Source organism: Ruegeria sp. F12, from assembly GCF_056533885.1.
In genome coordinates, this window is sequence record NZ_JBQFOV010000007.1 from 124,142 (window position 1) to 137,640 (window position 13,499).

The following is a 13,499-nucleotide window of genomic DNA, read 5'->3' on the forward strand; positions in this document are numbered from 1 at the left end:
GCCGTCAATCGGACAGTTTGCCTTCTTTTGTCCCCAATGCATCGGCAAGGCGGGTTTGGGCCGATCCCGGGCGAAGGGGCTTTTGCTGACTGTCATCTGGGGACCAGCCGGTCAGGCAAATCAGTTCATAGGTGGTTTTCAACCGCCTTTGGGGGGTTGCGAAGTGTTCGGCGTATATCTGCTGGGCGCGGTCAAAGACCTGTCGCCGAGTGGGGCGTCTGATGCGGTCGGTTAGGCTGTTGGTCTCGCCCATTACGCGCAGATCCTGCATCAGATGTCGCAGGTCGCGGTATTCGGCCGTCAGTCGCGCCGTGTCGGCCACCGGCAGGGCCAGCCCGGCCCGTTGCAGCAAGCCGCCCATATCACGCAGTTCTCCCATCGGCGCGACGCGTGGGCTGAGCCCGCCCGAGACCTCGATCTCGGCCTGACCCAATGCTGCGCGCAGCTCGTGCAGGGTTTCTCCGCCCAGACAGACCACCAGCAGCAGCCCGTCAGGCTTTAGCGCCCGATGGCATTGGATCAACTGGCCTACGGGGTCGTTGGCCCAGTGCAGCGCCATAGCGTGAATCACCAGATCATGCGCACCGGGGGTCAGGGCCAGCGCCTCATCATCGGCCACGATCTGTGCCTCTGGGAACACATCCCGCCAGATATGGGCAAACGGCGTCACCACAGCCGGGGCCGTAAAGGTTTTGTTAACCATGCTGAGTCGATCCTGAACCTCGTCCACGGCGGCGCGGTGCAGGAACAGGGCCTCGTCCCGGGTGCGGGCGCGATGCAGGGTCAGGGCCTTGCGGTCGAACAGAGAGGGTGCGTTGGAAGCAGGCAGTTTCATAGGGCGCAAGTATCGCATCTGGCCGCGGATTCAAACCGCCCTTCAGATGATCTATCCACCGCGTTGCATGGGCTGCGGCGAGTTGACCGAGTCTGACTTTGGCCTTTGCGGCGCGTGCTGGCGTGACGCGCCGTTCATCGGCGGGGTCGTCTGCGAAAGCTGCGGGTTGCCTCTGCCGGGCGAGGCGGATGGGTACCGGATCGAATGCGATGACTGCATGAAGACGCCCCGGCCATGGCGGGATGGACGGTCGGCATTGTTGTATGACGGCAAGGCGCGAGGACTGATTTTGGCGTTCAAACACGGGGACCGGCCCGAACTGGCGCGCCCCGCTGCGCGCTGGATGACCGAGGCAGGTCGGGATTTGTTCCGCGAAGACATGCTTGTGGTGCCGGTGCCCTTGCATTGGTCCCGATTGCTGAAGCGACGCTACAATCAATCCGCTCTGTTGGCGCAGCACTTGGGCCAGCAAACCGGGCTGGAGGTCTGCCCCGATCTTCTGACCCGCCGGGTCAAAACGCCGGTTCTGGACGGGAAAACCGCCGCGCAAAGGGCCGAGACGCTGGAAAACGCCATCGCGCCCCATCCCAGGCGCATCAGCCGGATACAGGGTCGGGATGTCCTGCTTGTCGATGACGTGATGACCTCGGGTGCGACGCTGGCGGCCTGTGCCCGTGTCTGCATGGATGCAGGGGCAAATCATATTTTCGTGTTGACCCTAGCGCGCGTTGCCAAGGATGCCTAATTCGCGCAGGATTACGCGAAACCCGAAGGGATGATTTATGAAACCGGTTGAGATCTACACATCGCCTCTGTGCGGCTTCTGCCATGCGGCCAAGCGTCTGCTGAAGCAGAAAGGCGTCGAGTTCAAAGAGGTTGACGTCTTCATGCACCCCAAACGCAAGCCCGAGATGATCAAGCGCGCAGGCGGCAAACGCACCGTGCCGCAAATCTTCATCGGCACCCAGCACGTTGGCGGCTGTGATGATCTGTACGAGCTGGACCGTCAGGGCAAGTTGGATCGCCTGCTGGCGGCATGAAGACTGCGCTGCTGCAGATCACCTCGTCGGATGATCCGTCTGACAATCTGAACATGGTGCGCGCACTGATGGCCGAGGCGGCCACGCAGGGCGCGCTGTTCATTCTGACGCCCGAGGTGACGAACTGCGTCTCGACCTCGACCACGCGGCAACGCGAGGTGTTGCAGCACGAAGAAGATGACCAGACGCTGGCGGGCTTGCGCGAACAGGCTGCTGCGCTGGGCGTGTGGTTGTTGATCGGCTCGCTTGGGATCAAGACGCACGACGCCGATGGGCGCTTTGCCAACCGGTCGTTCATGATCGATCCGCGAGGGCAGATCGTGGCGCGCTATGACAAGATCCATATGTTCGACGTGCAGGTCTCGGAAACTGAAACCTTCCGCGAGTCGAAGAACTATCGCCCCGGCGACCGGGCCGTGATTGCGCAGACCGATTTCGGTAAGGTCGGTATGGCCATTTGCTATGACATCCGTTTTCCGCATCTCTTTGCTGCCTTGGCGCAGGCAGGTGCGCGAATTCTGACCGTTCCGGCGGCGTTTTCTCCGGTCACGGGCAAGGCGCATTGGGAATCGCTGCTGCGCGCTCGGGCGATTGAGACCGGCTGTTGGGTGCTGGCTCCGGCGCAAACGGGTGCGCACCCTAAAACGCGCGGAAAAACACGACATACGCATGGCCATACCATGGCCATTGCCCCGTGGGGAGAGGTCGTCATCGACGCAGGCACTGATCCGGGCATTCACATTTTCGATTTGGATGATAGTTCTGTGTCAGAGGCGCGCCGCCGCGTGCCCTCACTGACGCACCTGCGGCCCTTCGATGGGCCCTGACTCAAGATCGGACCATGGCAAACGACACCAATGCCCTTGCGGTCACGCTGTTCAGCGAGATCCTGACCGCCGACCAGCTATTGCGCAACCGGCTCAGCCGGGTGCTGCCAAAGGGTATGGAGATCTCGCATTTCTCGGTCCTGAACCATCTTGTGTTCGTCGGCGATGAGCGCAGCCCGGCGCAACTGGCCAGCACGTTCCACGTCACTCGCGGGGCGATGACCAACACATTGGCCAAGCTGGAATGGGCCGGATACATCCACATCCGCCCCGACTGGGACGACGCCCGCCGCAAGATGGTTGCCATCAGTCCCGCCGGTCGTCGCGCGCGCGATCAGGCGATTTCGTCGATTGCCCCGCTGATCAACCGCGTGGTCGGAGAGCTGGGGTTGGAGCGCGTCCGCAGCACGCTGCCCGTACTGCGGGATTTGCGGTTGCAGTTGGAGGGGGAGTAGCCTCAGGTAGGCTTCACACTCGCCGTCACATAGTTCACGCTCAGATCCCGGTTCGAGATCGACCAGCTCCACAGGATCGGGTTGAAGACGAAACCCTTGCGGTCCACCGGCTCCAGCCCGGCCTGACGCAGCAGGTCGAACAGCTCATCGGGGGTAATGAACTTGTTCCATTCATGCGTGCCGCGGGGCAGCCAGCGCATGACGACCTCGGCCCCGAAAATGGCCATCGCAAAGGATTTCGGGTTGCGGTTGATGGTCGAACACACTTGCAACCCGCCGGGTTTCAGCAATTGCTGCGTGGCGGTGAGATAGCCGAGGGGGTCGGCTACGTGTTCGACCACCTCCATGTTCAGCACCACGTCGAATTGCTCGCCCGCGGCGGCCATGTCCTCGGCGGTGGTGTGGCGATAGTCGATCTCAAGCCCCGATTGTTCGGCATGGATGCGGGCGACCGGCAGGTTACGTTCAGCAGCGTCGGCGCCCACGACCGTCGCGCCCAGACGCGCCATCGGTTCGCTCAGCAGCCCGCCGCCGCAGCCGATATCAAGCAGGCGCAGCCCCTCGAACGGTTTTTCGGCCTTCAGATCACGGTCAAATTCACCGGCAATCTGCTGTGTGATATAGTCCAGACGGCACGGATTGAGCATGTGCAGAGGTTTGAATTTCCCATGCGGGTCCCACCATTCTGCAGCCATTGCCTCGAATTTTGCGATCTCGGACGGGTCAACCGTGTTCGGATGCGCTTGCATTCCTGTCTCCGTGTGCTCTTTTACGTTTAAAGACTATATAGGGCCCTAATGGATAAGTACCCGGACCAAAAGCGCGCAGTTCAGTATCTGTACCCGCCGATCGACCCGTTCGATCAGCGCATGGTCGATGTGGGCGATGGGCACCGTATTTATATGGAGCAATGCGGCAATCCCGAAGGCTTGCCGGTCGTGATCCTGCATGGCGGCCCCGGTGGCGGGTGCAGCCCAGCGATGCGGCGGTATTTCGATCCGCGTGTGTTCCGGGTGATTCTGTTTGATCAACGCGGGTGTGGTCGGTCGCGGCCCCATGCGTCAGTTGTGGATAATACGACGTGGGATCTGGTGGATGACATCGAACGCCTACGGACTCTGCTGGATATCGACGACTGGACGGTGTTTGGCGGCAGCTGGGGGGCGACCTTGGCGTTGATCTATGCACAGGCGCATCCAGACCGCGTCAATCGGCTGGTGCTGCGCGGCGTATTTCTGGCCACTCAGGCCGAGCTTGATTGGTTCTATGGTGGCGGCGCGGGCAAGTTCTGGCCCGAGCAATGGGCGAAATTCACCGCTCTGCTGACCGAGGATGAATTGTCGGACACCATCGGCGCTTATCACAAACGCCTGTTTTCGGGTGATCGGGCGACGGAAATCCTGTATGCGCGGGCCTGGTCGGCGTGGGAGAATGCGCTGGCCTCGATCCATTCGCACGGGTCCACAGGCGAAAGCCCCGGAGAATACGCGCGCGCTTTTGCGCGGCTAGAGAATCATTACTTCACCCATGGCGCGTTTCTTGAGAAGGACGGGCAGATTCTGGATCAGATGGCCCGGATCGCCCATATCCCCGGCCATATTGTGCAAGGGCGCTATGACATGATCTGCCCGCCACAGGCCGCGTGGTCTTTGGCCGAACGCTGGCCGAATGCCGAGCTGAAGATGGTGCGACAAGCAGGTCATGCCCTGTCCGAACCCGGCATCAGCGCCGAGCTGGTGCGCATCATGGACCGCGTGGCGGAGGGCATCGCATGACCCGGATGGACCGTCGTGCCTTATTTGCCTCGGGTGCTGCGGCGGCTTTGCTGGCGGCCACGGGGGCCTCGCTGGCAGATACGCCCAAAAAGGGCGGAACGCTGCGGCTGGCCGTGCCACGTGATGACAGTTTGGAGCAGATTGCGCGTGGGGCTGTCTTTGACACTCTGACCGAGATCGCGCCCGATGGCACCTTGCGCGGCGAATTGGCGACCGGGTGGCGCACGAATGCGGATGCGCGGGTCTGGAGCTTTGATCTGCGGGCTAATGTGACCTTCCATGACGGCGCGGCGCTGGATGTTGCAGATGTGGTGTCGGTGCTGCAACTGGTCGGGCGGGCTGAGGCGCTGACGGCGGCTTCGGTGCGGCTGGAACTGACCGAGGCCAATCCCGGCCTGCCGTTCCTGCTGGCCGATACGCGGTTCGTCATCACGCGCGATGGGCAGGGCGTGACGCCCTTGCACGCCGCCAATGGCACCGGGTGCTACCGGGTTGAACGGGCCCAGGATAATCGGCATTTTCTGGGCCGCCGGGTGGCGGATCACTACAAGGATGGACAGGCCGGTTGGGCCGACGCGCTTGAGGTGATCGTGATCCCTGACGCCCGCGTCCGGGCCGAGGCGTTGCGCGACGGTTACGTGGATGTCGCGGCGCTGCCTGATAGCGATGGCCTGAAGGATCAGCGCGGCCTGCGCTATCACCCCAGCCAAGATGACATGGCGCTGGCCGTGGCCGGACAGGTGGGAATGCCGCGCCAGATCGGGGGGCGTGCGCTGGACGACGGACGCATCGCTGAACGGTGGTGGCTGGCCTGACCTGATCACGTTTCACGCCGGGGGTTGCAGACTCGGGAAAGCCTGCGTATATGCAGTTGCAACAGCGGCGCGTTGGACTTCTGGTTCAAGGCTCCACCGGAAATATCGACGGGCCGCGCGCCCGTTTTTTTGTGCCCGATTGAAGGGTAGAGATCTGAATGACAAACGACCTGATTGCCAAAGCTGCCATTGACCGGCGACTGGCCGAGATCATCACCCCCGTGATCGAGGATCTGGGGTATGAGCTTGTGCGTATCCGCCTGATGAGCGGCAAGACCACCACGTTGCAGATCATGGCTGACAAACCCGATGGTGGCATCGAAGTGGATGACTGCGCTGAGATTTCCAACGCCGTCAGCGCCACGTTGGATGTCGAGGATCCGATTTTGGACGCCTATACGCTGGAGGTGTCCAGCCCCGGTATCGACCGCCCTCTGACCCGTCTCAAGGATTTTGAGAATTTCGAAGGGTATGAAGCGAAGATTGAAACCGCGGAACTGATCGACGGCCGCCGCCGCTTTAAGGGTGAGCTGGCCGGGATCGAAGGGGATGAAGTTCTGATCAATATCCCCGAGGGAGATGAGACGATCACCATCGGTCTGCAATTCGACTGGCTGAGCGATGCCAAGCTGGTTTTGACCGATGACCTGATCAAGGAAATGCTGCGCCAGCGCAAAGACGCTGGATCCTTAAACGAAAACGCTTTCGACGAGATTGAGACCGAAGGGTCCGAAGAGGAGACGAACTGATGGCAATCACCTCAGCCAACCAGCTGGAGCTGCTGCAGACCGCCGAGGCCGTGGCCCGCGAAAAGATGATCGACCCCGGTCTGGTTGTCGAAGCGATGGAAGAATCGCTCGCCCGTGCCGCCAAGAGCCGCTACGGCGCCGAGATGGACATCCGTGTCAGCATCGACCGCAAGACAGGTAAGGCGACCTTTACCCGCGTCCGCACCGTGGTTGAGGATGAAGAGCTGGAAAATTATCAGGCCGAGTTCACCGTCGAACAAGCCAAGCAGTACATAGAAAACCCTGAGGTCGGTGACGTCTTCGTCGAAGAAGTGCCGCCGGTTGAAATGGGCCGGATCGCGGCGCAATCGGCCAAGCAGGTGATCCTGCAGAAGGTCCGCGAAGCGGAACGTGATCGCCAGTACGAAGAGTTCAAGGATCGCGCAGGCACCATCATCAACGGTGCGGTCAAGCGCGAAGAATTTGGCAATGTCATCGTCGATCTGGGCGGTGCCGAGGCCGTTCTGCGCCGCAATGACAAGATCGGCCGCGAAAGCTATCGCCCGAATGATCGCGTGCGCGCCTACATCAAGGAAGTGCGCCGCGAGGTTCGTGGCCACCAGATATTCCTGTCGCGCACCGCGCCGGAATTCATGGCCGAGCTGTTCAAGATGGAAGTGCCGGAGATTTATGACGGCATCATCGAGGTTAAGGCCGTGGCCCGCGACCCCGGTTCGCGCGCCAAGATCGCCGTGATCTCTTATGACGGCTCGATCGACCCTGTCGGTGCCTGCGTTGGTATGCGCGGCAGCCGTGTGCAGGCGGTTGTGAACGAACTGCAGGGTGAAAAGATCGACATCATCCCGTGGAACGAAGATCAGCCGACCTTCCTTGTGAACGCCCTGCAGCCCGCGGAAGTCTCCAAGGTGGTTCTGGATGAAGAAGCTGGCAAGATCGAAGTTGTCGTACCCGAAGAACAGCTGTCGCTGGCAATCGGCCGTCGCGGTCAGAACGTGCGTCTGGCCAGCCAACTGACCAACCTGGACATCGACATCATGACCGAGGCCGAAGAATCGGCACGTCGTCAGAAGGAATTCGAAGCCCGAACCCAGCTGTTCATGGAGACGCTGGATCTGGACGAGTTCTTTGCCCAACTGCTGGTGTCCGAAGGCTTCACCAACCTCGAAGAGGTGGCCTATGTCGAGCTGGACGAGCTTCTGGTCATCGACGGCGTTGACGAAGGCACCGCTCAGGAATTGCAGACCCGGGCCCGTGAATTCCTGGAAGCACAGGCCAAGGCGGCTCTGGACGCAGCCCGTGCGTTGGGCGTCGAGGACAGCCTTATTGAATTCGAAGGCCTCACACCCCAGATGGTAGAGGCGCTGGCCAAGGATGACGTGAAGACTCTGGAAGACTTCGCCACCTGCGCCGACTGGGAACTGGCCGGTGGCTGGACCACGGTCGACGGCGAGCGCATCAAGGATGATGGTGTTCTGGAACCTTTCGGCGTGACGCTGGAAGAGGCACAGGACTTGGTCATGACGGCACGCATCATGCTGGGCTGGGTTGATCCGGCCGAGTTGGAGCAAGCCGACGAAGAAGGCGAGATCGAAGAGGAGGCCGAGGCCTGATCTCAGGGCCTCGGGGTGGCGTTAATGGGTCGCGGTGGCGTCCACAAGGATCGGTCGGACGGACCCGAACGCAAGTGCATCGCCACGGGCGAGGTTCAGCCCAAATACGGGCTGATCCGCTTTGTAATGGGTCCGGAGGGTCAGGTCTTTCCCGATGTTGCGGCAAAACTGCCGGGGCGCGGGGTCTATGTGGCGGCGGATCGCGCCGCGCTGGATAAGGCCGTTGGCAAAAAGCTGTTCTCGCGCGGGTTCAAGACGCAGGCGACTGCGCAAACGGACCTGGCGGATGAGGTTGAAAAGCAAGTCGCGCGACGGGTGATCGAGCTGATCAGCTTGGCGCGCAAGTCCGGTGACGCGGTCGCTGGGTATGAAAAGGTCAAGACGTGGCTGGACCGGGAAGAGGCTCAGGTACTGATTCAGGCCAGCGATGGATCGGGGCGCGGCAAGTCGAAACTCAGCACGCCGCACTTCGGAAAATACATCGGATGGCTGACTGCGGATGAATTAGGGGCGGCATTTGGGCGCCAAACCGTGATTCATGCGGCGCTGGCCTCTGGCGGACTCGCCAAACGTGTTGTAGAGGAAGCGCAGCGCCTGCGTGGCTTGCGCGAAACGGATGACGGCGGCAAGGGCCGCACGGAAGGGTAAGAAGCTTTATGAGCGATAGTGACGGCAAAAAGACATTGGGTCTTCGTGGCGGGGCACGCCCCGGAAATGTGAAACAGAGTTTCAGCCACGGACGCACCAAGAATGTCGTGGTGGAAACCAAACGCAAACGCGTGGTGGTCCCCAAGCCGGGTGCCGGAAAGCCGAGCGGCGGTGCAACGCCTTCGGGTGATCCGTCGCGCCGTCCTGCCGGGATTTCCGACGCCGAAATGGCCCGCCGGATGAAGGCGCTGCAGGCCGCCAAAGCGCGCGAGGTCGAAGAGGCCGCCGCCCGTGAGGCTGCTGAAAAGGCGCGTGAAGAAGAACGCGCCCGTCGCCGCGCGGAACAGGAAGCCAAGGAACGCGAACAGCGTGAGGCTGAAGAAAAGGCACGTGCCAAGGCCGAGGAAGAAGAGCGCAAGCGTCAGGAGGCAGAAGAAGCCGCCAAACGCGCCGCCGCTGCCCCCGCGCCCGAAGAGCCCAAAGCCGCGCGCAGCCCAGCCAGCAAGCCCGCGCCTGCGGCTGCTCCGCGCAAGCAGGATCGCGAGCGTGAACAGCGCGGTCGTGGCAAGGGCCGTGATGACAACCGCCGCTCGGGTAAACTGACTCTGGGTCAGGCCACCGGTGGCGAAGGCAACCGCCAACGCTCGATGGCTGCGATGAAGCGCAAGCAGGAACGTGCGCGCCAGAAAGCCATGGGTGGTTCGGTTGAACGCGAAAAGGTGATCCGCGACGTTCAGCTGCCCGAGGCGATCATGGTTTCGGAACTGGCCAACCGTATGGCCGAGCGTGTCGCTGATGTTGTCAAATCGCTGATGCAGATGGGCATGATGGTCACGCAAAACCAGACCATCGACGCCGATACCGCGGAACTGATCATCGAAGAGTTTGGCCACAAGGTCACTCGTGTCTCCGATTCGGATGTGGAAGACGTCATCAAAGAGGTCGAGGACAAGGACGAGGACCTGCAGCCGCGTCCGCCGGTCATCACCATCATGGGTCACGTTGACCACGGTAAAACCTCGCTGCTGGATGCGATCCGCGATGCGCGCGTTGTGGCCGGTGAAGCCGGGGGCATCACCCAGCATATCGGCGCCTATCAGGTGAAAACCGATGGCGGCACTACGCTGACCTTCCTGGATACTCCGGGCCACGCGGCCTTTACTTCGATGCGCTCGCGCGGGGCTCAGGTCACGGATATCGTGGTTCTGGTGGTTGCCGCCGACGACGCGGTGATGCCGCAGACCATCGAGGCGATCAACCACGCTAAAGCGGCCGAAGTGCCGATGATCGTGGCGATCAACAAGGTCGACAAGCCGGATGCAAATCCGGACAAGGTGCGCACCGATCTGCTTCAGCATGAAGTGATCGTCGAGAAAATGTCAGGTGAGGTTCAGGACGTCGAAGTCTCCGCCATCACCGGTCAGGGTCTGGACGAATTGCTGGAAGCCATCGCGCTGCAGGCTGAGATTCTGGAACTGAAAGCCAACCCCGACCGCGCCGCCCAAGGTGCTGTGATCGAGGCGCAGCTAGATGTGGGTCGTGGCCCCGTGGCCACCGTTCTGGTTCAGAACGGTACGCTGCGTCAGGGCGATATCTTTGTTGTGGGTGAGCAATACGGTAAGGTCCGTGCGCTGATCAACGACAAAGGCGACCGCGTCAAAGAGGCAGGCCCCTCGGTTCCGGTTGAGGTTCTGGGTCTCAACGGCACGCCCGAAGCCGGTGACGTTCTGAACGTGACCGAGACCGAAGCGCAAGCCCGCGAGATTGCTGCTTATCGTGAGCAAGCCGCCAAGGACAAACGCGCCGCCGCCGGTGCCGCGACCACCCTTGAGCAACTGATGCAGAAGGCCAAGGAAGACGAAAATGTCACCGAGCTGCCGATTCTGATGAAGGCGGACGTACAAGGTTCGGCCGAAGCCATCGTTCAGGCGATGGAGAAGATCGGCAACGAAGAAGTGCGCGTGCGCGTTCTGCATTCGGGTGTCGGTGCAATCACCGAGACGGATGTCGGTCTGGCCGAAGCCTCCGGCGCACCGATCTTTGGCTTCAACGTCCGTGCGAACGCCTCGGCGCGGAACACTGCGAACCAGAAGGGTGTGGAAATCCGCTATTACTCGGTGATCTATGACCTCGTGGATGACGTGAAAGCAGCTGCTTCGGGCCTGCTGAGTGCCGAGATCCGCGAGAAGTTCATCGGTTACGCCGAGATCCGCGAAGTCTTCAAGGTCACCGGCGTCGGCAAGGTTGCTGGTTGTCTGGTTACAGAAGGTGTCGCACGTCGTTCCGCAGGTGTCCGCTTGCTGCGCGACAACGTGGTGATCCACGAAGGCACGCTGAAAACGCTGAAGCGATTCAAGGACGAAGTGACCGAGGTTCAGTCGGGTCAGGAATGCGGTATGGCGTTCGAAAATTACGACGACATCCGCGCCGGCGACGTGATCGAGATCTTCGAGCGCGAAGAGGTCACGCGGACGCTGGACTGATCCGGTTGCTACAGAAGAAATTGACAAAAGCGGTCCCATTGGGCCGCTTTTTTTGCTTTTGTTAAGCTCCAACGACTGAACTGCGGGACAAAGCGGAAATCGCAATGCGTATCGACTGGCCTTTGCGGCCACTTACTTGGCAAAGCCGCTGCCGCGGCGCGGCCGTCAAAGCAGCCGTTTGCTGTAGATGCCAGAACCTAATTCAACAAAACTCTCGGCCTGCGGGACAGGTGTTACGTCACCGTTCTGTTCAAATGGCGCTGAGCGGCCGGCAGAAATTTGTTCGCACTACATTCTTCGGGAAAACAAACCCTTGGGAGACTGTTTCAAGTAACCTTGTCACTTCATCCGCAGATTGGTGAAAACCTCGTTTGGTATATGGTCGGAAAAAGCTCTAGCTTTCTGATCATTAAACACAGACCAAAGTCATCGCATTAAGCCGTTAGGCAGCTTCTCGCTCCACTTTCGCAATTCGTCGAGAAACCCAAGTGCCGTGCGGCCAAGGTCAGTGATAGAATACTGCACGGAAACCGGCGCGGTATCCATCACGTGTCGGCTCACCAGCCCCTGATCCTCTAGCTGGCGCAGCCGCTCGGCAATCATCTTTTTGCTGGCCCCGCCCAGCAACCGAGCAAGATCGTTGAAACGCACCGGACGATCCTTCAGGTGCCATAGGATGGACCCGGTCCATTTGCCCCCGATGATCCGCATGCCCTGCTCAATTGCGCATGGCTCCTGGCAGGCCTCTGTCACAATTTTGCGCCCTTTTACATCTTCGTCCACCCGCGCCCGCATCGCTATCCATTTCCTTATGCATAAGGTTACAAAAAGTATACTAGTTGATTTTCTTAACCTCAATACTCAAATGCTTTCAACCCCCTCATTCGTCAAGGGGTTCATACAGTGCACATATAGGATATGGACATGAGCAAAATCCTGATCGTGAACGGCACTCAGCCGTATGAGTTCGCCCCCGGACAATTGAACGCTAGCCTGGTCGAACGCGCAGGCAACACGTTGGCCGCATTGGGCCACGAAGTACGTATGACCACCGTTGCGGATGGCTATGACGCAAATTCAGAGGTTGAGGCGCATGTTTGGGCCGATACGGTCATCATGCAGTTCCCGGTAAACTGGATGGGCGTCCCATGGATCTTCAAGAAATATATGGATGAGGTCTACACAGCCGGGATGGATGGCCGCCTATGCGATGGTGATGGTCGCACCACCAACGCACCAAAGGCCAATTACGGCATGGGTGGGTCACTGCACGGCAAGACATACATGCTTTCGGTGACATTTAATGCGCCGAAGGAAGCATTCGACAACCCCACCGAGCCGTTCTTTGCCGGGGCAAGCGTTGACGATCTGCTGCGCCCCATGCATCTGAACGCCAAGTTCTTTGGTATGCAGGCCCTCCCGACATTCGCTGCCTTCGATGTTATGAAGAACCCCGAAATCGAGGCTGATTTCGCTCGATTTGACGCGCATCTGAAAACCACTTTTTCCGAGGTCGAACATGTCCCAGCCTGATATTCACCTTTATACTGCAGGCACGATGAACGGCTACAAACCGGTCATTTTTTTGGAGGAGGCAGGTGTTCCCTACGACCTGACTCATATCAATTTTTCCAAACAGGAACAAAAGGCGCCGGACTATCTGGCGCTGAACCCAAATGGAAAGATCCCGACAATCGAGGATCGTTCGGAAGGCCGCGCGATCTTCGAATCCGGTGCGATCCTGTGGCATCTGGCTGAGAAATACGGAAAATTCCTGCCGTCGGACCCGGTCAAGCGGTCCGAGGTTATGCAGTGGATGCTGTTTCAGGTCGGCCACGTGGGACCAATGATGGGACAGGCAATGTATTTCCAGCATATCGCCGCCCCCAATGGCCATGAAGAGCCATTCTCGATCCGTCGCTACGTGGACGAAAGCCGCCGGTTGATGGAGGTGATGAATACACGTCTGGAGGGGCGTGAATGGATCGCAGCGGACGAATACACCATTGCTGACATGATGCTTTACCCGTGGGCGCGTGCCTATGTCTGGGCCCGAGTGGATGTGTCGGACCTTCCGCATTTAAACGCCTGGTTCGACCGGATTGATGCCCGACCCGCTGTGCAGCGAGCGCTGACCATCCCCAAGGCCAACCCACAGTTCTGGGATGCTGACGCAGATGCCAGCGCCTTTGCCAAGGAAAACGCAGCGCGTTTTTCCGGCGACGTGAAAGGAACCTAAGCCATGCCAGTTGCGCCCTCTAT

The 13,499-nt window shown here is 60.2% G+C and carries 15 protein-coding genes; 12 read left to right on the plus strand and 3 right to left on the minus strand.

The features are described 5' to 3' along the window. Positions 1–4: 4 nt before the first annotated feature. A complete protein-coding gene (locus ACR0CA_RS11860) occupies positions 5–835 on the minus strand; it encodes a methyltransferase domain-containing protein (protein WP_480899206.1) in 831 nt (276 codons plus the stop codon). 46 nt (positions 836–881) lie between these two features. Between ACR0CA_RS11860 and ACR0CA_RS11865 the strand changes: the two genes are divergently transcribed. From ACR0CA_RS11865 to ACR0CA_RS11880, 4 genes are read left to right on the plus strand one after another with little or no spacing between them, the layout of a single operon-like run. Next, complete coding sequence (locus ACR0CA_RS11865; protein WP_480899208.1) at positions 882–1,580, plus strand: ComF family protein; 699 nt, start codon at positions 882–884, stop codon at positions 1,578–1,580. 37 nt (positions 1,581–1,617) lie between these two features. Further along, positions 1,618–1,875, plus strand: a complete 258-nt coding sequence (gene grxC, locus ACR0CA_RS11870) for a glutaredoxin 3 (protein ID WP_170790085.1) — start codon at positions 1,618–1,620, stop codon at positions 1,873–1,875. After that, positions 1,872–2,702: a carbon-nitrogen hydrolase family protein gene (locus tag ACR0CA_RS11875; RefSeq protein WP_480899210.1), complete on the plus strand. Its 831-nt coding sequence runs from the start codon at positions 1,872–1,874 to the stop codon at positions 2,700–2,702. Before grxC ends, ACR0CA_RS11875 begins: the two co-directional genes overlap by 4 nt. Positions 2,703–2,716: 14 nt before the next feature. Further along, on the plus strand, positions 2,717–3,157 hold the full coding sequence (locus tag ACR0CA_RS11880) for a MarR family winged helix-turn-helix transcriptional regulator (RefSeq protein WP_170790083.1): 441 nt from the start codon (positions 2,717–2,719) through the stop codon (positions 3,155–3,157). A 2-nt stretch (positions 3,158–3,159) separates the two neighbouring features. Here ACR0CA_RS11880 and ubiG read toward each other — a convergent pair whose 3' ends face one another. Further along, positions 3,160–3,906 (minus strand): bifunctional 2-polyprenyl-6-hydroxyphenol methylase/3-demethylubiquinol 3-O-methyltransferase UbiG, encoded by a 747-nt coding sequence (gene ubiG, locus ACR0CA_RS11885; protein WP_170790082.1) that lies wholly within the window; start codon positions 3,904–3,906, stop codon positions 3,160–3,162. 48 nt (positions 3,907–3,954) lie between these two features. Here ubiG and pip point away from each other — a divergent pair, with 48 nt between their 5' ends. The 6 genes from pip (at position 3,955) to infB (ending at position 11,237) form a co-directional block, all read left to right on the plus strand. Beyond that, a complete protein-coding gene (gene pip, locus ACR0CA_RS11890; protein WP_480899213.1) occupies positions 3,955–4,932 on the plus strand; it encodes a prolyl aminopeptidase in 978 nt (325 codons plus the stop codon). Continuing rightward, the gene (locus ACR0CA_RS11895; protein ID WP_480899215.1) at positions 4,929–5,747 is read left to right on the plus strand and encodes an ABC transporter substrate-binding protein; all 819 of its coding nucleotides are present in this window, start codon (positions 4,929–4,931) and stop codon (positions 5,745–5,747) included. The genes pip and ACR0CA_RS11895 overlap by 4 nt, the downstream gene beginning before the upstream one ends. 158 nt (positions 5,748–5,905) lie before the next feature. Beyond that, the gene (gene rimP, locus ACR0CA_RS11900) at positions 5,906–6,496 is read left to right on the plus strand and encodes a ribosome maturation factor RimP (RefSeq protein WP_170770957.1); all 591 of its coding nucleotides are present in this window, start codon (positions 5,906–5,908) and stop codon (positions 6,494–6,496) included. After that, positions 6,496–8,106 (plus strand): transcription termination factor NusA, encoded by a 1,611-nt coding sequence (gene nusA, locus ACR0CA_RS11905; RefSeq protein ID WP_480899217.1) that lies wholly within the window; start codon positions 6,496–6,498, stop codon positions 8,104–8,106. Before rimP ends, nusA begins: the two co-directional genes overlap by 1 nt. A 24-nt stretch (positions 8,107–8,130) precedes the next feature. Further along, the gene (locus ACR0CA_RS11910; protein WP_170790079.1) at positions 8,131–8,754 is read left to right on the plus strand and encodes an RNA-binding protein; all 624 of its coding nucleotides are present in this window, start codon (positions 8,131–8,133) and stop codon (positions 8,752–8,754) included. Positions 8,755–8,762: 8 nt separating this feature from the next. Next, positions 8,763–11,237: a translation initiation factor IF-2 gene (gene infB, locus ACR0CA_RS11915; protein WP_170770950.1), complete on the plus strand. Its 2,475-nt coding sequence runs from the start codon at positions 8,763–8,765 to the stop codon at positions 11,235–11,237. Between the two features lie 426 nt (positions 11,238–11,663). On the opposite strand, the gene ACR0CA_RS11920 is transcribed toward infB, so the two are convergent. Further along, the gene (locus ACR0CA_RS11920) at positions 11,664–12,020 is read right to left on the minus strand and encodes a winged helix-turn-helix transcriptional regulator (protein WP_480899220.1); all 357 of its coding nucleotides are present in this window, start codon (positions 12,018–12,020) and stop codon (positions 11,664–11,666) included. Between the two features lie 141 nt (positions 12,021–12,161). Between ACR0CA_RS11920 and ACR0CA_RS11925 the strand changes: the two genes are divergently transcribed. Beyond that, entirely contained in the window at positions 12,162–12,770 is a 609-nt protein-coding gene (locus ACR0CA_RS11925; RefSeq protein ID WP_480899222.1) for an NAD(P)H-dependent oxidoreductase, read from the plus strand. Continuing rightward, positions 12,757–13,476: a glutathione S-transferase family protein gene (locus tag ACR0CA_RS11930; protein ID WP_480859592.1), complete on the plus strand. Its 720-nt coding sequence runs from the start codon at positions 12,757–12,759 to the stop codon at positions 13,474–13,476. The genes ACR0CA_RS11925 and ACR0CA_RS11930 overlap by 14 nt, the downstream gene beginning before the upstream one ends. Positions 13,477–13,499: the final 23 nt, after the last annotated feature.